The organism is Methanosphaera sp. DEW79, assembly GCF_003266085.1.
GTDB classification, from domain to species: Archaea; Methanobacteriota; Methanobacteria; order Methanobacteriales; family Methanobacteriaceae; genus Methanosphaera; species Methanosphaera stadtmanae.
Window position 1 is genome coordinate 81776 of record NZ_MUZW01000061.1, and the last position, 24374, is coordinate 106149.

General features: G+C 27.6%; 22 protein-coding genes. 11 read left to right on the forward strand and 11 right to left on the reverse strand.

The genetic code is table 11. From position 1 onward, the window contains the following. Nucleotides 1–225 precede the first annotated feature (225 nt). Nucleotides 226–1854 (forward strand): adenine deaminase, encoded by a 1629-nt coding sequence (gene ade / locus BZ132_RS06275; RefSeq protein ID WP_011406884.1) that lies wholly within the window; start codon nucleotides 226–228, stop codon nucleotides 1852–1854. A gap of 1 nt (nucleotide 1855) precedes the next feature. Here ade and BZ132_RS06280 read toward each other — a convergent pair whose 3' ends face one another. Then, the gene (locus BZ132_RS06280) at nucleotides 1856–2449 is read right to left on the reverse strand and encodes a DUF447 domain-containing protein (RefSeq protein WP_011406885.1); all 594 of its coding nucleotides are present in this window, start codon (nucleotides 2447–2449) and stop codon (nucleotides 1856–1858) included. Nucleotides 2450–2461: 12 nt separating this feature from the next. After that, complete coding sequence (locus tag BZ132_RS06285) at nucleotides 2462–2629, reverse strand: hypothetical protein (protein WP_011406886.1); 168 nt, start codon at nucleotides 2627–2629, stop codon at nucleotides 2462–2464. Between the two features lie 97 nt (nucleotides 2630–2726). Between BZ132_RS06285 and BZ132_RS06290 the strand changes: the two genes are divergently transcribed. From BZ132_RS06290 to BZ132_RS06300, 3 genes are all read left to right on the forward strand, one after another. Continuing rightward, complete coding sequence (locus tag BZ132_RS06290) at nucleotides 2727–3287, forward strand: GMP synthase subunit A (RefSeq protein ID WP_011406887.1); 561 nt, start codon at nucleotides 2727–2729, stop codon at nucleotides 3285–3287. A 30-nt stretch (nucleotides 3288–3317) separates the two neighbouring features. Then, nucleotides 3318–4244: a glutamine-hydrolyzing GMP synthase gene (guaA, locus tag BZ132_RS06295; RefSeq protein ID WP_011406888.1), complete on the forward strand. Its 927-nt coding sequence runs from the start codon at nucleotides 3318–3320 to the stop codon at nucleotides 4242–4244. Nucleotides 4245–4359: 115 nt separating this feature from the next. Beyond that, nucleotides 4360–5664: an ATP-binding protein gene (locus BZ132_RS06300; protein WP_112149711.1), complete on the forward strand. Its 1305-nt coding sequence runs from the start codon at nucleotides 4360–4362 to the stop codon at nucleotides 5662–5664. 1704 nt (nucleotides 5665–7368) lie between these two features. On the opposite strand, the gene BZ132_RS06305 is transcribed toward BZ132_RS06300, so the two are convergent. Further along, nucleotides 7369–8145 (reverse strand): pyrroline-5-carboxylate reductase, encoded by a 777-nt coding sequence (locus tag BZ132_RS06305; RefSeq protein WP_011406890.1) that lies wholly within the window; start codon nucleotides 8143–8145, stop codon nucleotides 7369–7371. Nucleotides 8146–8235: 90 nt separating this feature from the next. Between BZ132_RS06305 and BZ132_RS06310 the strand changes: the two genes are divergently transcribed. Beyond that, nucleotides 8236–9399, forward strand: a complete 1164-nt coding sequence (locus BZ132_RS06310; RefSeq protein ID WP_011406891.1) for an Nre family DNA repair protein — start codon at nucleotides 8236–8238, stop codon at nucleotides 9397–9399. Between the two features lie 13 nt (nucleotides 9400–9412). Further along, complete coding sequence (locus BZ132_RS06315; RefSeq protein WP_011406892.1) at nucleotides 9413–10408, forward strand: hypothetical protein; 996 nt, start codon at nucleotides 9413–9415, stop codon at nucleotides 10406–10408. A gap of 71 nt (nucleotides 10409–10479) precedes the next feature. On the opposite strand, the gene cgi121 is transcribed toward BZ132_RS06315, so the two are convergent. From cgi121 to BZ132_RS06340, 5 genes are all read right to left on the reverse strand, one after another. After that, the gene (gene cgi121, locus BZ132_RS06320; RefSeq protein ID WP_181454863.1) at nucleotides 10480–10995 is read right to left on the reverse strand and encodes a KEOPS complex subunit Cgi121; all 516 of its coding nucleotides are present in this window, start codon (nucleotides 10993–10995) and stop codon (nucleotides 10480–10482) included. Between the two features lie 4 nt (nucleotides 10996–10999). Further along, nucleotides 11000–12487: a (R)-citramalate synthase gene (locus BZ132_RS06325; RefSeq protein ID WP_011406894.1), complete on the reverse strand. Its 1488-nt coding sequence runs from the start codon at nucleotides 12485–12487 to the stop codon at nucleotides 11000–11002. A 9-nt stretch (nucleotides 12488–12496) separates the two neighbouring features. Further along, on the reverse strand, nucleotides 12497–13567 hold the full coding sequence (locus BZ132_RS06330; protein ID WP_286940658.1) for a DNA methyltransferase: 1071 nt from the start codon (nucleotides 13565–13567) through the stop codon (nucleotides 12497–12499). Next, the gene (locus BZ132_RS06335) at nucleotides 13552–14712 is read right to left on the reverse strand and encodes an NAD(P)/FAD-dependent oxidoreductase (RefSeq protein ID WP_286940659.1); all 1161 of its coding nucleotides are present in this window, start codon (nucleotides 14710–14712) and stop codon (nucleotides 13552–13554) included. The genes BZ132_RS06330 and BZ132_RS06335 overlap by 16 nt, the downstream gene beginning before the upstream one ends. Nucleotides 14713–14802: 90 nt before the next feature. After that, nucleotides 14803–15642, reverse strand: a complete 840-nt coding sequence (locus BZ132_RS06340) for a PH domain-containing protein (RefSeq protein WP_286940660.1) — start codon at nucleotides 15640–15642, stop codon at nucleotides 14803–14805. 127 nt (nucleotides 15643–15769) lie between these two features. Between BZ132_RS06340 and BZ132_RS06345 the strand changes: the two genes are divergently transcribed. Next, entirely contained in the window at nucleotides 15770–16504 is a 735-nt protein-coding gene (locus BZ132_RS06345; protein WP_011406898.1) for a UPF0280 family protein, read from the forward strand. 2 nt (nucleotides 16505–16506) lie between these two features. On the opposite strand, the gene BZ132_RS06350 is transcribed toward BZ132_RS06345, so the two are convergent. Both BZ132_RS06350 and BZ132_RS06355 read right to left on the reverse strand, forming a co-directional pair. Next, nucleotides 16507–17640: a tetratricopeptide repeat protein gene (locus BZ132_RS06350; protein WP_286940661.1), complete on the reverse strand. Its 1134-nt coding sequence runs from the start codon at nucleotides 17638–17640 to the stop codon at nucleotides 16507–16509. Nucleotides 17641–17645: 5 nt separating this feature from the next. Then, a complete protein-coding gene (locus tag BZ132_RS06355; RefSeq protein ID WP_011406900.1) occupies nucleotides 17646–18362 on the reverse strand; it encodes an anaerobic ribonucleoside-triphosphate reductase activating protein in 717 nt (238 codons plus the stop codon). A 196-nt stretch (nucleotides 18363–18558) separates the two neighbouring features. Here BZ132_RS06355 and BZ132_RS06360 point away from each other — a divergent pair, with 196 nt between their 5' ends. Further along, entirely contained in the window at nucleotides 18559–19026 is a 468-nt protein-coding gene (locus BZ132_RS06360; protein WP_011406901.1) for a gamma carbonic anhydrase family protein, read from the forward strand. 12 nt (nucleotides 19027–19038) lie between these two features. Beyond that, nucleotides 19039–20142, forward strand: coding sequence for a histidinol-phosphate transaminase (gene hisC, locus BZ132_RS06365; RefSeq protein ID WP_286940662.1), 1104 nt, complete (start codon nucleotides 19039–19041; stop codon nucleotides 20140–20142). A 36-nt stretch (nucleotides 20143–20178) separates the two neighbouring features. Here the strand turns inward: hisC and BZ132_RS06370 are convergent, their stop codons facing one another. After that, nucleotides 20179–20634: a pyruvoyl-dependent arginine decarboxylase gene (locus BZ132_RS06370; protein ID WP_011406903.1), complete on the reverse strand. Its 456-nt coding sequence runs from the start codon at nucleotides 20632–20634 to the stop codon at nucleotides 20179–20181. Nucleotides 20635–20932: 298 nt separating this feature from the next. Between BZ132_RS06370 and lon the strand changes: the two genes are divergently transcribed. Then, a complete protein-coding gene (gene lon, locus BZ132_RS06375) occupies nucleotides 20933–23410 on the forward strand; it encodes an endopeptidase La (protein WP_011406904.1) in 2478 nt (825 codons plus the stop codon). 130 nt (nucleotides 23411–23540) lie between these two features. Next, the gene (locus BZ132_RS06380; protein WP_286940663.1) at nucleotides 23541–24371 is read left to right on the forward strand and encodes a bifunctional fructose-bisphosphatase/inositol-phosphate phosphatase; all 831 of its coding nucleotides are present in this window, start codon (nucleotides 23541–23543) and stop codon (nucleotides 24369–24371) included. The last annotated feature ends 3 nt before the right edge of the window (nucleotides 24372–24374 follow it).

A 24374-nucleotide genomic window follows, 5' to 3' on the forward strand; every position in this document is an offset into this window, starting at 1 on the left:
ACTAGAGATATTTGAAATAAAAAAACATGAATCAAATAACACATAGTTAAACTTAAATCATTTAAATGAATTTTAAATAAACTAAAAAGAAATATATGTCATAGGGATAGATTATTCATTATTTTTTTAAGAATAAAATAAAAAAAATATTATATTTCAAAAATAAAACTAAAAATACATTAAAATTCATTATAGAGTTACTATTAAAAGGGGAGTAAAACAAAAATGTTGATAAAGGGAAATATTTTAAATGTATTTACAGATGAAATATATCCAGGAGAAATTAAAATTGAACATGGAATAATTGAATCAATAAAAGAAGTTAATGCCGATTTTAATGATATTATAGTTCCAGGTTTTATTGATGCACATATACATATTGAAAGTTCAATGTTAACACCGTCACGATTTGCTGAAATAGCTCTAAGACATGGAACAACATCAGTCATTGCAGATCCACATGAAATTGCAAATGTCATGGGAATGGATGGTATTGACTATATGATTGATGATGCAAAAAAAACACCATTAAAATATTATTTTACTGCACCATCCTGTGTACCAGCAACAAAATTTGAAAAATCAGGTGCTACTATAAGTCCAAACATAATAGACAACCTATTATCCAGGCCTGAATTTGTAGCATTAGGTGAAGTGATGGATTATAATGCTGTAATTTCTAATGAAAAAAGTATCTTGGAAAAAATAAAAATAGCAAAAAAATATCATAAACCAATTGATGGGCATGCACCATTACTAAGTGGAAAGAATCTACAAAAATATGTTAAACATGGTGTAATTACAGACCATGAAAGTACCACTAAAAAAGAAGTAGCTGAAAAAAAGAGAATGGGTATGAAGATAATGATCCGAGAAGGATCAGAATCTAAAATGCTAGAAAAACTCATTTACTCAAATTGTGATTTTATAGTATCTGATGATCTTAAACCAGAAGATCTTATTAATGGACATTTAGATAAATGTCTACGTAAAGCTGTTGACTATGGAATGGATCCATACGAAGCTATAAAACTTGTAACAATAAATCCTGCAGAACATTATAATTTAAATGCTGGAAGTATCAGTCCAGGTAAAAGTGCAGATTTAGTATTTATAGATAATTTACGTGATTTCACAGTAAAACGTGTAGTTATAAATGGTAATACCATATTTAAAAAACAAAAATTATTATTCCGTGCAAATCCACGTCCTATTGATACAACATTACATGTGTCCTTAACTAAACCAGAAGATTTTGATTTAAAAGCCCAAAATCCTGCACATAAAAGTGCTACTGTTAATTTAATTAATGTATCTGATAACACAATCATTACAAAACAATCCAGTGCAAAATTAAGTATTCAGAAAAAAACAATTATTCCTTCAGTATTTGAAGATATTTTAAAAATAAGTGTTGTAGATAGGTATGGTGGAAATACTATTTCAAATGGTTTTGTTAAAGGATTTGGAATTAAAAATGGAGCAATAGCATCTAGTGTAAGTCATGATTCACATAATATAATAGTTGTTGGAACTAACAGTGAATACATGTCTCGTGCTACTAATCACTTAATTGAAAATAAGGGAGGTCTTGCTGCAATATCCAACCAGGCTAAATTAGATGTTACCCTACCAATTGCAGGACTTATGAGTGATAAACCAGCAAAAGTAGTTGCTAATAATTCAGCAAAATTAAATGAATTAGTAAGTAACATGGGATGTGAATTATCTAGCCCATTTACATCATTATCATTTATGGCATTACCTGTTGTACCTGAAGTTAAAATGACAACAAATGGATTGTTTAATGTTAATACACATCAATTTATTGATATAATAAAAGAAGAAAAATAAGTTATTCTTCTATAATTTCTTTTTTTAAAAGTTTTAAAGACTGAATATGCTGATTATTTCCCGATTTTTTAATAAAACTAGATAAATTCTGAAGTTTATTAATATAATCATTTTTTTGAGTAGAATTCATGTATGGTATTCTTGTATAATCTACTAATAAATCAATTATCTTATTTGTTGCTCTGTTAATTACTGGTGGTTGATTATTTATTTCATGAATTTCCTCAATATTTGCAGTAATCTGTGTTAGTGTAACTTTTCCATAGTTATCTTCATGAACATATTCACATATAGAATATACATTAGCTTTAATAACTATATTTGAATCTAATAAAAAATACTCTTTATTATAATCACTTGGTGTTAATTTATTTAAAAGTGCCTTGGTGTATACTAGAGGATTTGTTGTAAATTGAATTAGAAATTCAGGATTAGTTTTTATATTTTTTAGAGTTCTATTCGGATATAAATTTAGAATTACTTTTTTATTATTGAATTTTATTCCAAATGGCTTAAAATTAACTTGTTTATTAAATGATGTTATTATTACCTCATAAATTGTATTTTCCATTAGATTAATTTCTATATCATCCATATTTTAGCCACATTAATATTGGTATTTACGTTGATCAAGCCATCGAGTTATTATTCCATAAACTAGAAATGCTACAATCATAACAAGAATTAATGGTAATAAAACTTTGAAAAATAAAAATATAAATATACTTGCAATGATTATACTAATTACAATAATTATTATATTATCAATTGTCATAATATAATATATAGATAAAAGTAATATATAATAAATTATTAAATCAGTAATTTTTTTATTATAAAACTTATTTTAAAAAAAAATATGGGAATTTATCATGAGCATTGTTATTATTAATAATTTTGGACAGTATAATCATAGAATATCTAGAACTTTGAAGTATTTGAATATAGAAAATAGTCTTATACCAAATACTACTAGTTTTGAAGAAATAGAGCAAATGAACCCTAAAGGCATTATTTTAGGTGGAGGTCCATCTATTGAACGTATAGGTAATTGTAAGGAAATTATCTTAAATATGGACATTCCAATTTTGGGAATATGTTTAGGACATCAAATTATAGCTGATGTCTTTGGTGGAGAAACTAAATCTGCAGAGATTGAAAGTTATGCACAAATAGAACTTAATATTCTTAAGGAAAATGGTCTATTTAAAGGTATTGGTGATTCTCTTAAAGTATGGGCTTCTCATAAAGATGAAGTTGTTACTTTACCTGAAAATTTTGAAATACTTGCAAACTCAGATAAATGTGATATTGAAGCTATGAAACATGAAGATAAAAATATATATGGTATTCAATTCCACCCTGAAGTACAACACACACCACGTGGTGGAGAAATATTTGAAAACTTCAATAAAATATGTGAAAATTATTAAATTAATTTAAAGGTTGAGTGAAATAAGATGATGATGGACACTACTAAATTTATAGAAGAATCAATAAAAAGTATAAAAGAAGAAGTTAAGGATGAAAAAGTCATTATTGCCTTATCTGGTGGAGTAGATAGTTCTGTTGCTTCAATTCTTGCATCAAAAGCTATTGGAAATCAACTCGAAGCAGTATTTGTAGATCATGGTTTACTTAGAAAGAATGAAGCTAAAGAAGTTGAAGATACATTTAAAGATAGATTAAATTTTAAATTAGTTAATGCCCAAGATGAATTTATAGAAGCATTAGATGGTGTAACAGATCCTGAAAAGAAACGTGAAATTATTGGTCACAAATTTATTGAAGTATTTGAAAGAGAAGCTAAAAAATCAGGAGCTAAATACTTACTTCAAGGAACTATAGCACCAGACTGGATTGAAAGTAAAGGAAATATAAAATCACACCACAATCTTACATTACCTGAAGGTTTAGTATTGAAAATTATAGAACCTTTACGTGAATTATACAAAGATGAAGTAAGAGAAGTAGGTACTGCACTTGAATTACCTGATGCTATTGTTCACAGACAACCATTCCCAGGGCCTGGACTTGCAGTAAGAGTTCTTGGAAACATTACAAAAGAAAAACTAGAAATTTGTAGAGAAGCTAATGCTATTCTTACACAACACGTTGAAAACGAAGGATTAGATAAAGATTTATGGCAATATTTCGTAGTTTTAACAGATAGTAAAGTAACTGGAGTAAAAGGAGATCAAAGAGACTTTGGATACCTTGTTGTTATACGAATGGTTCAATCATTCGATGCTATGACAGCAAATGTACCAGACATTCCATGGCCATTCCTACATAAAGTATCACAGGAAATTACTGCTAATGTTCCCGAAATAACACACGTATCTCTCTCATTAAGTAATAAACCACCTAGTACAATAGAATTTGAATAATTCTATAACCTCCTTTTAATTTTTATTAGTCTAATTAATTTTTAATTATAATACAAAAAATATTTAATTACTTTTTTTAAAAAAAATAAAAAAAATAATATAGGAAATGAAATTTATGAATTGTTTAACATCAAAATTAATAGTTTATAGAAATATTGATAAAGAAAGTATTTTATTTAAGTTATCTGAAATATTTAAGGATTTTAAAACAAATGATTATGAAGATGAGGAAATTATTAATAGAATTTATACTCAAATTAACAGATTACTTTCTCTTGCAACTAGTTATGGTTTTGATAAGAACCTATGGCATAATTATTTAGCTTTTATCTTAGCTACTGTTGAAAATCCCTTCACCCTTGTTTCTGAGAAGGTTGGTGTTAATGAAGGTAGTGTTAATGAATTTACAAAAAATGATTTTTTAATAATAAAACAATTATTTGACTATGACTTTTCAGAAATAGAAGAAAAATTAGGTATTAACTGTTTTAGTATAATAACTAATTATCATGCCATAATTAAAAAAGAACAATTATTTAACAAAGATGTGAGTATTAAAGTTCAAGAACTTAGTAATCTTATTGAAGAAGCTTCTAATGAAATGGAAATATATGATATTGTCACTGATTTCTATAAACGTTATGGTGTTGGTAAATTTGGATTAAATAGGGCATTCAGATTATCTCATGATGAAAATTCTGATTTTATTATTCCTATTACCTCACTTGATGATGTTACTCTTGATAATCTTGTAGGTTATGAAATGCAGAAGAAAAAATTAATTAGAAATACTGAAGCTTTTGTTAATGGAAAAAAAGCAAACAATGTTTTATTGTATGGTGATGCTGGTACTGGTAAATCTACAAGTATTAAAGCAATACTTAATCAATACTATGATAAAGGTCTTAGAATGATTGAATTATATAAACATGAGGCCAAATATTTATCTAAGGTTATTAGTCAAATAAAAAATAGAAATTATAGATTTATTATTTACATGGATGATCTTTCATTTGAAGAATCTGAGAGTGAATATAAGTATCTTAAAGCTTTAATTGAAGGTGGTCTTGAGACTAATCCTGATAATGTATTGATATATGCCACATCTAATAGACGTCATCTTATTAAAGAAACATGGAATGAAAGAACTAATACCTCATCTGGTGAAGAGATGTATAGATCTGATACTATTCGTGAAAAATTATCATTAGTTGATAGGTTTGGTATGTCTATTGGTTATTATAAACCTACAATGAAAGAATACTTTAATATTGTAATTACTCTTGCTAAAGATTATCCTGAAATTAAATTATCAGAAAAAGAATTAGAACAAGAAGCTAATAAATGGATTATGACCCATGGCGGTCCTTCTGGACGTACAGCCCAACAATTAATTTATTATTTACTGGGAGATAATTAATTAAGAAAGAATAGATTTTAATAAAATAAAACAATAGTAAGATTAATATTTTAATCTTTTACTCTTAATTCTTCTTTTTTTATGTGTATTTTTTGATTGATATTATTCTTTTTTACTAATTACTATCAAAGATTTGTTTTTTAGTAGTATTTTGTGTAATTGTATTTATCATTATACTATTTTCTACCAGGTTATATAATTTACCACCACTACTATTATATTATATGTAAATCAAGGAAAACTTAAGTGATTCATTAATATTGTAAAAATTTTTAGGTATACCAAAACCTTTATATACTATCGAAGTATAATATTAAATTGACTAAGAAAATTAGGTTTACCTAAATTCTTAGTTATGAGTTAAAAAATCCAATTAAAAGAATTAACAAAAATAACTATTATAAAACTACACAATAAAAATAGTTAATCATATTTAAATCACCTATTATTAAATAAATTCTTTTAAATAATAACTCAACACTCCTTATTAAAAAAACATAATATAACATAAGCCAAAAAGAAAATAAAAAAAAATACTCTAAAACAAGCATCCAATGGAGTATTAGTACAAATAATATTTTCTTTTTAAAACTTATACTTTTTTTTTAAAAATCAGATACAAAATAATATATCATATTAAATCATTACAGATATTAGATAAATATATATATTATATGTGTAAAAAAAATAACTTAAGATACAAAGTAATTTGTATCGAAATTAAAAAAACATGAGAAACTGTGTATTTACAAAAAAATCTTTAAAACAATGTAAATAATAGATAGCCATCCGAAATTTAAAATAGGAATATTAAAATCAATCTATTTAAAAAAAATTGAAGTTAATGATTAACTAAATAATAGATAAAACATAATCAAAGTATTAATTTAATTACTATTATAAATATGATAATTCAACCAAGTATAATAAAAGTAATTATCACTATCAAGACTCTCAATAACAATAGTATGATATAATATTTCAAAACTTAAAGATTTTACTAAAATTATATACATTATTTAAAAATAGCATCATATTTCTGAATTATGATCATAGTATCATCATAACAACTATAACATATTCGTAATTCATTGTTCTACAAGATTAGATGAAATTTTAAATAAGTAATATAAATATTACAATTAACAACTAGTGAAAAATCAAAAAGCAATGCTAAAAATACACGAAAAATAATTTGATTTATACAAAAACAACCACTATAACAAAGCAAATACTACTAATTGTATAAATTAAAATTATTTAAAAAAAATGAAGTTATCCTAGAAAATTAATATTTATTCATAAAAACTCTCTCAATTTCATAATATTATTGATAAAATATGAAATTGTAGACAAAAAAATTAAATTTATCTTTCTTAGTCTAAAATACCCTATATATAATGTTGAGGATGATAGACAAAGAATATAAAGAATTAAAATCATCAGTAACACTAAAATAATGGTTTGAAGATAATTATTTTAAACCTAAAAAAGAAGAAGCTATGATTAAACAAACCCATGGGCTGTGGGGGATAGCTCGATTAATCTAAACTACAATAATAGTTTATTGCCCGAGAAACACCAACCATAATAGTTGGAGTAAGTCAAAGTCTATTTATTTTTTTTAAGAGAACTATAACTTTATTTTTAGAGGTTATGACATGATTTAATAACTACTTGTTCCAATCATGTCATAATCTCATTTTATGATAATTCCTCATTTCTTTCTAAACCTTTGATTAAAGAATCATATAATGATTTTCCCTCAGAAAGACTATTTATAATAGCTTCTGTTACACCCCCAGGTGTTGAAACTTCCTTTACAAATTCTTCTTTATTTGATTTGGGAACTAATTTCTCTGCTTTTGAAGAAATTTCAATAAAATCTGAAAATTCCTCAGCAATTTTTCCAATAGCTTCTTTATTTTCATCTAATTGTGCATCGACAACAGAGTAAACTGCAGGTAAACATCCTGCTAAAACCATGTATTTCATTTGATTTTCATTATCTAATACGTAATAATCTATTTCTAATAATTTAAAAATAGTATTAGCTTTCTTATTTTCTGGGTATACTCCTGCTATGGCATTATAATTTCTAATTGTACCAGGACCTGTTGGTATAATGCGTACAACATTGTTTGATCCTGTTTGTCTTTTAATAGTATCTATACTTATACCAGCCATGAAAGAAATTACAAGTACATCTTCATCTAATCCAAATTCACCAATCTGTCTAAAGTTCTGTGGAGGTACAGATAAAATTATTATAGAACACGATTTTACAATATCTGAATTATTATGTATTAATTCATCTAAATTATTATCATATAAATCACTGAATGTGAAAATAGAACCATTATATGATAGTTGTATATTTTCTCGAGGATATTTTTTTTCAAGTAATGATAGTGCTAATGCTTGGCCTATATGCCCTGCTCCTATTATTCCAATATTATTTTTAAAAAGATCATCTTTCATAAATATTATTCTCTAATTGAATACTATAATACTTTATTAAGATATAATAATATAATAATAGTTAATCTAAAAAAGAGGGGGTTAATACCAATGATTGAAAGTAAATATAAATTTCTAAAAACCATAACAAAACAGTTATATAATATGAAATCAAAGAAAATAGGCAAGGAAATTGATGGTACAACACCTCCTTCAATTTTTATTGGTAGTTATAACTATCCTAAGGTATATGCTGGACCATTAATTGCACCAGAATTTGAAGATTCCATGATTATGGATCAACCTGAAGAATGGATTTCAACAAATACTTCTCAACAAGAGATTATAAATTATCGTCTGAATCTTGTAAGGGGAAAACAGACAATTGGAATAAATGATCTTGAAAATAGTTATGTTGAAAAATTACAGGAAATATCTATGGCTTCAAAATCAATAGTTAGTGAAGCAGAATTTAATAAAAAGCCATATGGTATGACTTTAAGTGCAGAAAATACCCCACATGGACCAAGTGCTCTTCTTAAGAAATTTGATATTGAAAATGTAAAATGGGATTATCAACTAGAAAAAGCATACTATGATACTGATTTAAGGGCAAGTGATGCTGTTGAAATATTACATAAGAAAAATATTCCATTTTCACAGATACAAAAAGCATTTTCTGTTGGAACTATGGGTGAGAAGAAGAATAGAAAATTAGTACCTACCCGTTGGTCAATAACTGCTGTTGATACTACAATTGCAAATAATTTACTTAAGAATGTTAAATATTATTCTCAAATTGATTGTTATAAAGTATATGAATTTACCAGTCTAAATAATTATTATGCTATTCTTGAAATACCTACACCATGGCAGTATGAATGGATGGAAGCCTTTTTAAATACAAGTAATGGTGCTATGATTTTTACTGATTATGAACGAGATCATGGAAAAAAAGAATATTCACGTGTTGGTGGATGTTACTATACTGCTAAGATGGCTGTTCTTGAACAGATGGAACGGGACAAACAACAAGCAGGTTGTATTATTTTCAGAGAAGCTAATGAAGATTATATTCCATTGGGTGTGTTTAATGTGCGTGAGAATATTCGTCATGCAATGAATTCAAAGCCTAAGGAATTTGAAACTATGCAACAATCACTAGATTATATTGAAACAAAATTAAAACTTACAATTAAAGATTTTAGAAGGGCTAGTGATTTATTAGATGAAATATTAAAAGAAAGACAAACTACTCTTGATGAGTTTTTCTAGGTTGGTGATATATTTGTTAAAATTAGATTATAAAAAACGTTCTGAAGATGCATCTTCCCTTATGAAGGAGGCTATTTACTCTAATCATGATTATTATACTGATGCTATTGAAGGTATTCAAGAGTTATTGCCTTCAAATGAAACACATATACTCAATAGTGCAAATAGTTGTATATTAACTGTTGTTGAAGCACTACCTGAACCTATACTTATACCTGATGAAGGTGGATGGAATGGATTGGAAAGAAGTGCAAAGATATTAAAAAAACAAGTAGATACTATTGACACAGATGATGGTATTATAAATATTGAATATCTTCATAATTATTTAAAAAATAACAATGTAGGTTCTATTTATATTACAACTCTCGCTGGTTATACTGCATTACAACCTGTAAATGAAATTTTTGAATTATGTGCCCTATATGATGTTATCCTTGTTTTAGATATTTCAGGTACAGTAGGATCTAATGAATTGTCATCACAAGAACACTGTGATATCCAAGTATGTTCAACAGGCTCACCTAAAATAGTGAATATAGAAAATGGTGGATTTATAAACAACATAACACAGAAATTAAAATTCAACAACCACCTATTAAAAACATTTAAAGCAGATAATATAACATGTGCTGGAATAAGTAATGAAATAACAAAGGCACCACTCATATTAGATAAAACAATAAAATTAAATACTTATCTTAAAAAAGAATTATCAAAAAAATTAGAAGATGATACAACACATAATGTCATACATAGTAACTCCATTGGAATAAACACCATATTTACAACAGAAAGTAAAAGTAAAACTAAAAAATTAGCATATAATATAAGACAAAAACTCGATATTACAGATAATAAAAGTATAATAACAACAGGCCCTAATTATAATAGACTAAAAAAACCATGTGTTGCCATAGAAGTAAAAAATTTAGATATAAATCAATTAAATCAAGAAAAAATTGATGAATTAATAGAAATTATAATAGAATCAATAAATGAACAATGAAGTTACTCCATGCAGTCATATATTTCAAGTGTAAAAATCATTACAAATTATTTAAAAAAAGAAAAAGAGAATTAATTTTTTATTGAAAGTAATGCAATTTTTTCACAGAGAGTATCCTCTATATTTTCATCATTTACTAGTTCATATTTCTCCACTATTTTTTTAGAGTCATATTCTTCTAGTAATTCATCACGTCTATTGGATAAAAACGTTTCTACTTCCATTATTTGTTTATCTGTTGTATTAATATATACTACTGTAATATTTCCTTGTTTTTTAATTCCAAGTAAGTTAAGAGCCTGTGTTATTTGTTTTTGTGCTGATAATCTTACACATATTTCAAGTCCTCTGTCATGAGCAAAATTTTGTTTTTCCTGAAATGCCTTTATTGACTGTGCTATTGCTTGATTTAAGTGTTTAATTCCACAGATATAATCACAATCCAATAACTGTATCGTTGAATCTTCTTTTTGGGAAGTTATGTTATCTATTTTTTTTAGAAATTCTGGAATATTTTCAATTGTATTATCAGGATAGGAATGTATTGTTATTGTGTATTCATTAAGTAATTGTTTCTGTAAATCCATTCTTTCATCTTCTTTTTTCATCTGTAAGTATTTTATTTACTCCTTTTAAATATGCTTCTACACTTGCCATTATAATATCAGGTTCTGTACTTCTTGCTGTTATTACCTTATCATTATATTTAAGTTTTACAAGTACGTCAATCAATGCATCTGTTCCACCAGTAATTGCATCAACATGGTATTCTTCAAGTGTAATATCAGCAGTATCTTTAATTGTTTTTCGTATTGCCTCAATTGCAGCATCAACTGGCCCTACACCTACTCCTGCTTCTATTCTTTCACTATTATTTATATTTACTTTTACTGATGCTGTTGGTGTTACTTTATTTCCAGAAACTGTTGTGTATTCTTGAAGTACTAATGAGTCTTCCATGTCAATATTTAGAATATCATCTGTTATTGCTTGTAAATCCACATCTGTTACTGTTTTTCCCATGTCTGATAATGATTTTACTCTTTCAAATATTCTATTTAATTCATCATCTGTTACTTGTGTATTAGTTTCCTTTATTTTTTCATGTATCACATGTTTTCCAACATGTTTTCCTAGTATAAATCTTCTTCTATGTCCTACTGTTTCTGGTTTTATTGGTTCATATGTTTCTGATTTTTTTAGTACTCCATCTGCATGTATTCCAGATTCATGTGCAAATGCATTACTTCCAACTATTGCCTTATTAGATTGAAGTGTAACTCCAGATATTCTCTCTACAAGTTGAGATATTTCATAGAATAATTCAGTTTTTATTCCTGTTTTTATGTTGTATAATGATTCTATTGCCATTACTAACTCTTCACAGGAAGCATTACCTGCTCTCTCTCCAAGACCATTTATTGTTACGTGTGCCTGTTGTGCTCCAGCATTTAAAGCTGCTAGTGTATTTGCAACTGCAAGTCCAAAGTCATTATGACAATGAACACTAAGTGGTTGTGGAAGTTGTGCTAATTCTTTATAGAATTCATAGGAACGTTCTGGTGTTAAGATTCCCACTGTATCACATGCACATAGCCTATCTGCTCCAACCTCAATACATTGATTATATAGATGTTTAAGATCATCCATACCTGTTCTTGTTGCATCTTCTGTTGATAATTCAACTATTAAACCATGACTTTTAGCATATTCTGTTGCATTAACTGCCATTTCTTCTACTTGTTCTCTTGTTTTACGTAGTTTATAGTCAATGTGTAAATCTGATGATGGAATTACTAGATGAATACTATCCACATCACAATCAAGTGCTGTATCTATATCTATCTTCATTGGTCTTGCAAAACTACATATTTCTGCATTTAACTTATTTTCTGTTATGGTTTTAATACTTTTTTGTTCATCTTTTGATGTTATAGCAGAACCTGCTTCTATAACATCCACACCTAACTCATCTAATTTTGAAGCTATTCTTAACTTTTCATTAGATGTGATTAATACTCCAGGTGTTTGTTCTCCATCCCTTAGAGTAGTATCCAATATTTTTAAATCATTTAACATGATTATCACCTATTTTTTTGATAAAACAGTTATTATACGTGTTAAACTTTTATGCATTCTAATAGCATGTTGTTGATTAATTTTAAGGGGTGTACCCTCTACAACTTCATTTAGGTCTATGTAATGTGGACTTGCCATACATATATACCCATCATCTTTTAAATAATTTGAAATTGCAATTAGTGCTTCATGATATAGTTCTTTTGTATTATCTCCACCAAGAGTTGTTGATATACCATATGGTGGATCCATTGCCACTGCATCAACTGTTTCATCAAGTTCTAATTTTCGTACATCTTCCCACATTATTTTAAAGTCTTCAAAACCTTCATGTGCCAAGTTAAGTTTTGAACCTTCATACATATGTTTTTCAATATCTGAACCAATTAATTTAGTATTTAATATTCCTGCTTCTATAAGAATTCCACCAGTTCCACAGAATGGATCAAGTACAGTGTCGTTGTTATGTACATGAGCTAAATTCACCATACATAATGCTAGTTTTGGACTCATTGAACCTGGATGAAAGTATGGTCTTTTATGTGGTTTGTTGTCAAAGAAATGTTTTTTATCTTGTTCTATTATTAATTGGCTTATTATTACTTTATTATATTTTTTTATAGATACTTCTTTGTATTCATTTACTACTTGTTCTGGATTTGTGTATATTAACTTAATTGTACATATTGCATCATCTAATGATACTGGCATGTTTGATTTTTGTTTAATAAATCCACCAATATTACGTTCAATTTTATCTTTATCAACATCACCACCACCCATACGTTTAACACGTACTTTAAATGAATCTGTAACATATTTTGTCCAATCTATATCCTCTATTGATTCTTCAAGTTTTTCTGGTGTTGTTTTAGATATTGTTTTTAGTATTTCATGAGTATATCCTAAATGACTTCCCAATTCTACAATATCTTCCCATGTAGCCCCAACATCCAATTCTATTATTCCAGGATATTCATTTAAAATAGTGTATTTTATATCCAATGTTTCTAGTCTTGATAATAATTCTGCTTTAGGTAATGTTTCATTTTCTTGGGAAAGTACTACAGTGATTTCCATATATTTTTCAGTCTCCTTACACCTATTTTTGGTAATAATTTAAAAATTATTCCTGTTTTTATTAATTGTTTTAGTAATGGAATTTGATTATCCATATCACCATATTCTGAAATTATTTTATCAACATCATATTCATTTAATTGATTGAACATATAATTAAAATCATCCTCAGTCATGTTTTCCATTATATTTTGAACATTATGTTGAGTCCTAAATTCTTCATCATATCTTTCATGATATTCTCTTTCATAGTTTTCTAGGTATGAATTATCTCCAGATTCAAGCATTTTATTACTGTTATTTTTTGCAATTTCTATACAGTTAAATCCTGAAATAATACCTCCACCTGTTGTAGGTTTAACTTGACTTGCCGTGTCTCCTAGAAGTATTGTGTTGTTTTGAACTATTTTCTTATTAATATTAAATCTAGGAATAATTCCATAATGTTTTTGAATAATTTCATCATTTAATGAAAGCTCATTATCCAATAGTTTTGTTGCTCCACCATAGGAATTTTTTGTAAATAAACCAATTCTTGATTGGTTAGATGATACTGGTATTTTCCATAAAAATCCAGGTAATAGTTCTTCTCTAACAGATACATCCACAAATTCAGTACTTGGATTATCTGTTTGTATAGTGTATTGTATTGCCATGAATGAATCTTCATCTAAATTAGGATTCATTTTCTTTGATGTTTTTGAATTAGGTCCACATGCTACTGCTATTAATTTAGCTCTATGATATGCATTACCTATTCTTAATGTGGTGTTGTTAATATCAACATCATCCACCATTGTTCCTATATGGGCATCCACTCCAGCATTGATAGCTCTATCAAACAAGTACTTATCATACAATACCCTATCTAGCACATATGCTACTGTATTATCTTTTTCAACATGTACTGTCGTTTTATTTGGTGATATTAAGTTAGCTCCCCTAACTTCATTAGATATAAATTCTCTTGGTAAATTTTTAGTATCATCAATATTTGTTGAAACCAGTCCAGCACATTGTAGTGGTTGACCTATCCTATTTTTCATATCAAAGAGAGCTACATCATATCCTAATTTTGCCATTTTATATGCATATGTAGATCCTATTGGTCCACCACCAACTACAATTATATCATAATTTGTCATATTTTACATCCAATTTGTTGTATAATTCAAAAAAAAATCTATAATAAATATAACTCCATCAATCTAAAAAAAAAAGAAGGTGAAATAAAATTATTTATACTTTTTAAATCTATTTTGATGTTTGTTAATTATTTCATCCAGTTCTCTTTTAGATTTTTTCTTATCCCCCATCATTTGTTTCCATTTAGAAGTTTTAGTATTTTCTTCTTGGATACCTCTATAATCCCTTTGATTATCAAAATTCTGATTATAATTATCATATTGGTAATCCTGTTGATAATTATTTGATTGAGTATTGTATTTGTTAAATCTAGGATCATATGTGGAATTGAAATTTGAATATCCCCTATATGAGTCTGATTGGACATTACTTATCTTATTCATTACAATATCTTCAACTTTACTAGGATTTGGTACTGCATCAAGAATCGTTTCTGAGTTATCATGTCCACCATAGATTATCATATTTCCACAGTTTAGAATTCTTTCAATAATTGATTGAGAAACTTCTATATCTTGTATTTTACTATAAGACATGGCGATTTTTTCTTTATGGAAAAATCCCCTCCTTATTATTACACGTTGTTCTGTTAAAGTATAGAGTGTATAATTCCAATCTAAAACATCCAATCCTATTTTTATAATTACAATTAAAATACAAAAAATAAGTATTAATTCCATTATAAAAGTCATATTTTCAAGATTGATTTGAAAAGTTGTTAATAAATTACTTTGTATACCATAGAATACTGTTATTAATGGTGCAAATAAAAATACTAACAGGAATAATACCACTATTTTCAGTACAAAATTATCTGAGTATAATAATATGTTCGGTCTTGTTTCAAGAAGAACATGTTCACAATTAGATGGTCTATTATCATAGGTATTATACTTATTTTGCCTAGATTGATTAGGTTTTGGCATCATAGATAATCATGCCCCCATTTATTATTTTAAATATGTTAAGTATATTTGTTAATAATAAATAATATAATTTTATAAAAGATTTAAAAAAAAGATACTTGATTCTATAAAATAATAAATCGTGATTTTAATGCCAAAAAATACACTCCATATAAAAAATATAGATATTCAAACAACACATATCATGTTAAAAACAGATATTAACTGTGATATTAAACCATTTATTCAAAACCAGAGAGAAATAATTTTAAATGAAATTAAAGAAAATCCCAATTTTCTAAAATCATATACCCCCATACCCCTAATTGATAAGAAACCTATACTCAAATTAATGACTAAAGCTGGTGAAATAGCAAATACTGGACCTATGGCTGCTGTTGCTGGAAGTATAAGTGAGATGTGTTTAGATTATCTTGAATCATTTAAAAGTAAATTTTCAATAGTAGAAAATGGTGGAGATATTGCTCTTAAAACAAACAAAAAGATAAATATGGGTATTTATGCTGGAAAAACTAGTTTTTCATATAATTATGGTTTTAAAATAAAACCTAAACCTTATAAATACGGCATATGCACCTCCTCATATGATGGTCCTTCAAAAAGTTTTGGTAGTACTGATGCAACCATAGTATTTAGTAAACAAAGTAGCATAGCTGATAGTCTTGCAACAAGTATTGGTAATTATGGAAATGGAAATACAGAAAATGAAGTTGTTCATAATGCTCTAAGTTATGCTGAAAAATACAGTGACTACTATGAGGGAGTTCTTGTTATAAAGGGAGAAACTCTTGGTAAAACTGGACATATTCCACAATTAATCTCAATTAACAACACACATGTAAAAGAAGCATTTGAAATAGAATAGATTTATAGATTTTCAAGACATACCTCTTGAAGAACTTGAGCATCAGGATTATCTGGATACATCACTAAAACCTTTCTAAAACATTTAATTGCATTGTTAAAATCATCCAATTCCATATATGCCACCCCTTTATTATTTAACACTATAGGATTGTTTTCATTTAGTTTTAATGCATTATTATAACATTCAATTGCTTCTTCATATCTTTGCAGTCCAAGGAGTGTATTTCCTTTACTTGCCCAAGTATTTGAATCTTTATCATTATCTAAACATAATTCCAATGATTTATCATAGGAATATAATGCTTCTTCACTTTTACCAAGCATATTCAATACTGTTGCCCGTTCATTCCATACATCAGCATCTGTATCATCTATTTCTATAACCATGTCAAAGGAATTTAAGGCATTTTCAAAATCATTAAGCATTTCATAGATCAATCCTCTCCAATATAATACTGTTGTGTTATGCATATTGATACTTAATGCTTTATCACTCATTTTAAGAGCCTTTTCCAAATCATGTTTATTTAGGTATGCTATTGCTATGTTATTATAGAGATATTCATTGTCTGGTTCTAATTTTATTGCTTTTTTATAATGATTTATAGCATCCCCAAATTGTCCCAGACGTGAGAGTGTATCACCAATTCTATTTAGTAATTTTACATCATCATGATCATATTCTAATGCCGCCTTGTAACAGATTGATGATTGTTTATACTTACCCATCTCAAATAATACATCTGCCTTTTTAATAATCATGTTTTTTTGATTAATTGCTGAACCTTCCCATTGTGTTACATGTAACTTACGAAATTCAAATACTTGAAACTTATCTTTACCACTTGCATTGTTGGGATATGTTTTTTTAAGATCTTTCTCCATTTCCTTCGAATTTTTATATCCTAACTTAGTAGGCAGTGTTGCATCTTCTATTATTTGATTAAATGTCAGTATCTCCACCCTTGTAACTTCAGCTTCAAATAATTTTTCCCGTTCTTTAGATAGGATATTCCAGTAACAATATAACCTATCACCCCTATATAATGGTTGTTTCCACAAACGTCTAATTGTAACATTGCGTTTTCCACTAATCAAATCAATATCTCTATTTCCTAGTAATAAAATTGGCATGGTTTTTACTCTTTTTTAATTGTTTGATTTCCAAATTGGTTAGATTTAAGATGAATTTCAGGTATTGTTGTATCTAGAGAATTTATAATTTCTACAAGATCCTCTGGATTTGGTTCTTCATATGTTGAAAGACTTATATCATATGTTACTCTGTTTCTAAATTGTTGTAATGTATATATATTACATCTAAGATTTCTTGTTAATTCTTGAATATCTTCTGGTTTTAACAAATTTGGAACATATGTTGTACGACATTCTAAAAATACATTGTGATTTAATATTATGTCAATTGATTTGTTAATACTTTCCTTAACATTATTTGGATACACATCACTAATTTTATAATATTTATCTAATGGTGCTTTAATATCTATTGCTACATAATCAAGGTCATCTATAATTTGGTTTAAATTTTCAGGATGCAATCCATTTGTATCTAATTTAATTAATAAATCAAATTCTTTAGCTTTTTGAATATAATGTTTTACTACATCTATATGTAGTAATGCTTCACCACCACTTATTACTATAGCATCAATAAAATCAACATTTTTATCTATTTCTTCTTCAACCTCTTCTATATCCCACCGTGATAATGATTCATTCTTTAATAATTGAGGATTGTGACAATATTTACATCTTAGGTCACATCCTGGTATAAATAAAACTAATGCCATTTTACCTGGATAATCTAGTGAAGAATAAGTTGGTTGTATATTCAATTAAATCACTCAAATTCTAAATAAGTATTTTTTTCTAATATAATAATAAATTGTTTCATAGTAATATAATAAGTTTATTTATAAATTAATTTATTAAAAAAAATAAATGTTTAAATAAAAAATATATATAATAAATAAAGAATATTTTTAGTTATATTAATTAAATTTAAAATATGGAAAAAAATATGTGATAATTATGGCTAATAAAACTAAAATTTATGACGGTGCACATGTAGTTGATGATGTAACATTAGGTGATAAAGTATCAGTATGGTATAATGCTGTTGTAAGAGGAGATCTTGAACCTGTAACTGTTGGTGAAAGATCAAATATTCAAGAAAATAGCGTTGTACATGTAAGTACTAATTATCCAGTTAAAATTGGTAAAAATGTATCTATTGGACATAATGCAATTATACATGGTTGTACTATTGAAGACAATGTTTTAATAGGAATGGGTGCTATTGTATTAAATGGTGCACATATTACTAAGAATTGTTTAGTTGGAGCAGGTGCACTTGTAACTGAAAATAAAACTTTTCCCGAAGGATCACTTATCATTGGATCACCTGCAAAAGCTGTACGCGAATTAACTAAAGAAGAAATTAAAGAAATTACTGAAAATGCTGATGAATACGTTGAATTAGCATTTGAAAAAGAATAAAAAAGGGATTATATGGTAAAAACAAGAGCAATATTAGAGGAATACAAAACTTACGTTCCAGGTAGATCTAAAAAGGAAATTGCTGAAGAATATGGTGTTGCTGAAGAAAGTATTATTAAACTTGGATCTAATGAAAATCCATGGGGACCTTCACCTAAAGCAAAACAAGCAATTATTGATTCTATTGATGAAATAAATAGATACCCTGAATCTAATCATGAATATATTAAAGAACAAATTGCTAAATATGCTAATGTAACAAAAGATCAAGTTATTATTGGTGGAGATGGAGCTGATGAATTATTTGAAGTATTAGCAAAAACTGTTATTGATGAAGGTGATGAATTTATAGTACATCAACCTACATATACATATTATGAATATACCTTCAAACAATCTAATGCTAAAGCTGTTTATGCTACATGGAATATTGAAGAAAATAAATTAGATGTGGACTCTGTCCTTAATAACATTACAGATAAAACAAAAGTAATTTTCTTATGTACTCCAAACAATCCTACAGGAGGACTTATTCCACAAGAAGATATTGTTAGAATTATTGAAGCTACAGATGCTCTTGTTGTAATAGATGAAGCATATTGGGAATTTTCTGAAGTTAATAATGTGAACTTACTTAAAAAATACAATAACATATTCATAATAAGAACCTTCTCTAAAGTAATGGGTCTTGCAGGTTTAAGAATTGGATATGGTCTTTCAAATCCAGATTTTATAGAAAAAATGTCAAGAATAAAACCAGTATTTAGTGTAACAGTTCCTTCTCAAAAAGCTGTTATTGCAACATTAAATGATGAAGAATTTATTAAAGAATCCACAGAAAAAGCAATTGCTGAGAGAGAATACTTGTATGAAAGTGTTAATAGTATAGATAACATTCATATTTATAAATCCAAATCTAATTATTTGTTAATGGATGTTCGAAAAACAGGATACACAGCAGCAGAATTAACTTCAAAGTTAATGTCTAGGGGTGTAATTGTACGTGACTGTACAAGTTTTGTTGGTCTTGATGAATATTATATTCGCATTAGTGTTGAAACACATCCAAAAAATGAAAAATTTATTGAAATATTAAAAGAAATAGTAGAAAATTAAAATATTTCTATTATTTTTTCATTATCTAATTTTTTTTTAGTGTCTTATAGGATCATGATATATCAAAGCAGCAACTACACTTGCCTTATCTATTACTTTATGTGTTTGAATTACTTCCCTATAATCAATTATTTCAAGGCCCCTTTTTTCTATCATATACTCTGCCATGAATTTTGCTTCTTCTTTTAGTTGTTTAAGTGTTCTGTTAATCCCAGATGTTTCAATTACACAACCCATCTCTTCTGCTTGAGCAAATGCTATTACTGCAGATATTTCATCCCCTGGATTATCTGAATATTGATGAGATAATACACAGTTTGTCATTTCTCCTGGTTTTAATTTAGGCATTGGTATTACTTGAGTATTTGGTGGTAGCATACTTGATACTGGAATTAAATTAACATTACCTATATCTGCATCAAGAAGTGCATTGTCAAATGCATTTAGTTTTGTTGGTCCTTCTGATGCACCTTTTGTTAGTGATACTTTCATGTTTTAGATTTCCTCCTAGGACTTGTTATATTATTATGTTTAAATTATCTTTTAAAAAGGTATTCTATTTCATATATGTTATATGAAAGATTCTTTTAATTACATTTAGTTATAAAAATCAAAAAGTATATAAGCCTACTTTTATATATAAAAAATATGTAAATCATGAAAAAGCTACTAAAAAAACAAAAGAAAGAATAAATAAAAGCTTAAGAAGATTATAAAAAATAAAATAAAAGTTAATTATTATAATGAAGATTAATTTTATTAATTCATAAAAAACAAAAGGAGTAAAAACATGACCCAAGAGATGGAAAATGAAAACCTATCATTTACACAACAACTGAGAAAAGATGGATTCATAAAAGATATAGACACCAATCCCACATGTTTTGATGATACTGATAGCCAAAATCAATTACCAATAATTTTCATACCAAATACAATACTCTTACCACATACAGATATAACACTTAACCTTGACAAACAACACACAGACAACCTACTACACACAGTAGATGATAATAATCATGGAATTATATTAACACCAAAAAAATTAGAAGAAGGAAATGGAAATGTAGAATTCTATGATGTGGGGGTAATTCTAGAAATAAAAAGTTTAACAGAAGACAAAGAAAATGAATTACTACCCGAAGAATATGTACTTGAATTAAAAGTTAAAGATAAAGTATATGTTAATAAAATCCTTAAAAAAGATGGATTCTTCCATGCTCAATATAAAATACTTCCAGAAGAAAATACTCTAACAGAAGATGAAATAACAGAATTAAACAAAAACATAGATGAAACAGTACTTGAAATAGCAAAATTCCTACCAAATACAGATAAATATACAAGAAAAATACTTGGAAAACTAGATACACAAGATAAACTTGCAGAAGTATTTCCATTTCTAAAAGTTCCAATTAATAAAAAACAAGAACTACTTGAGTTAGATTCTGTTAAAATAAGAGCTCTTAAAGTTATACAACTACTTCTTGAACAAAAAGATGCAATAGGCATACAAATGGAACTTGCTAAAAAACTTAACAAAAAAATGAATGAAACACATAAAAACACTCTCTTGAGAGAACAAATGAAGTTGATTCAAGAAGAACTTAACATGACAGATGATACTCCAGCACATAAAACCTACAGAGAACGTATAAAAGATGCCCAACTTCCAAAAGAAGTTGAAGAAGCTGCACTTGAGGAAGTAACAAAATTAGAAAGACAAGGACAAAACAATGCAGAAGAAAATATAATAAGAAACTATCTTGATACCATACTTCAACTACCATGGCATAAAGAAGAAAATCCTACAATTGACATAGTAAAAGCTAAAAAACAATTAAATGATGATCATTATGGATTAAAAAAGGTAAAAACTAGAATTATACAACATTTAACTGTTCTTAAAATGAAAAAAGACAAACAAGGATCTATTCTACTATTTGTTGGACCACCAGGAACTGGAAAAACAAGTCTTGGAAAAAGTATTGCGGCAGCACTTGAGAGACCATATGTAAGAGTAAGTCTAGGTGGAGTAAATGATGAATCTGAAATTAGAGGACATAGAAGAACGTATCTTGGAGCTCTACCTGGACGTATAATCAATGGAATGAAAAAAGCTGGAAAAACAAATCCAGTATTTGTTCTTGATGAAATTGATAAAATGACTGAATCTCTTAATGGAAATCCAACTAGTGCACTACTTGAAGTTCTAGATCCTGAACAGAATGATTCATTCTCAGACAACTACCTTGAAGTACCATATGATCTATCAGATGTATTCTTTATAGGAACTGCTAATTCATTACAAGACATACCAGGACCACTAAGAGATAGACTAGAAATAATTGAATTAGATAGTTATACAAACACTGAAAAACATCATATTGCAGATGAACACTTAATTAAAGAAGTTCTCCTAGAACATGGCCTAACAGAGGACGATCTTAAAATAACATACGATGCTATTGATTGTTTAATTGAAAAATACACACGAGAATCTGGTGTAAGAGGTCTTAAAAGAGAAATTGCAGCAATTGCAAGATATGTTACTGAAAAGATTGTTGTTGATAATGTTGAAAGACCCTATGTTGTAGATGAAAACATGCTCTATGACATATTAGGTCATGAAAAATCACATTATGATAAAGTTCCAGATAGTAATCCACCAGGTGTTGTTACAGGTCTTGCATGGACACCTATAGGTGGAGACATATTATTTATAGAAGCTGTACTCTTACCAGGAGAGGAAAAATTAAAATTAACAGGACAACTTGGTGATGTTATGAAAGAATCTGCACAGATTGCACAAAGTTTAATAAAATCAAGACTTGCAACTGTACTTAAAGATTCAGATATTGAAAAAAGAGATATTCACATCCATGTACCTGCAGGATCAATACCCAAAGATGGTCCATCTGCAGGAGTAACACTACTTACAACAATAGCATCCCTTGTAACAAATACTCCTGTTGATTCCACACTAGCTATGACTGGTGAAATTTCATTAAGAGGAAAAGTTCTACCTGTAGGTGGAATAAAAGAAAAGGTAATAGCTGCACATAGATCTGGTATAAAAACAGTTTTACTTCCAGAAGAAAATATGAAGGATCTTGATGATGTACCATGTGAAGTTAAAGATGATATGACATTCAAACCAATGAAAACTGTTGATGAAGTATTATATGAAGCTCTTGGACTAAAATTACCTGAAAATAAACCTTTAAATATTTCCATTGATGAAATAAATAAAGTAACACCCTAATCCCCTTATTTTTTTTTAATTAAATAATTTCCAATTAGAAAAATCTTTTTTTGATAATATATGCTAATTTTATAATAAATTAATTACAATATATTATATAACAATATAATGAGAATTTTGAAGTGGAAAAATGAATGATAATGAAATAAATTTTTGGCTAGACTTATTCGAAGATATGACAAATAAAGTGGAAGATGCAATAAATACTGCCAGAAACGATCCCCAAATAAGAACAATAACAAAGATAGGAGCAGATGGAACACCAACCCATAAAATTGATGAATATGCTGAAGATATGGCTATTGATATTCTTAAAAAGAGTGGAAAATCATTGATTGTTATTAGTGAAGAAAGTGGAACTATTAAAATAGGTGATAATCCAGAAGCAATTATTATAATGGATCCTTTAGATGGTACAAGTAATGCCTTAAAAAACATACCATGTTATGGTATTTCTCTAGCATTAGCTAAAATTAATTCTGGAGAGGATTTAGAAAAAATTACACTGGAAGATATAGAAATAGGTTATGTTAAAAACTTCCCTATTGGTGATGTATACATGGCTGTAAAAGGTCATGGAGCTACAAAAAATGATAAACCAATGCAGATTTCAGAGATTACAAAAGCATCTGAATCAACAGTGAGCACTTATGTTTATAGAGCTAAGAAAAATAGTCTTAGTAAGTTATGTTCATCAGTTAGACGTATGCGTTTAATGGGTGCTATTGCAATAGAATTATGTTATGTTGCCGATGGAACATACGATGTATTCCTAGATATTGGCCAGGTAAGAGTTCTTGATATTGCTGCAGCACAATTAATAATAAAAGAAAATAATGGTATTGTAACCAATGCAAAAACAGGAAATATAAATAATCAATTGAATTTAAAAGAAAAAACATCGATAATAGCAGCAGCAAATGAGAAAATACATGAAGATATTATTAAATTGTTAGAATAAGTT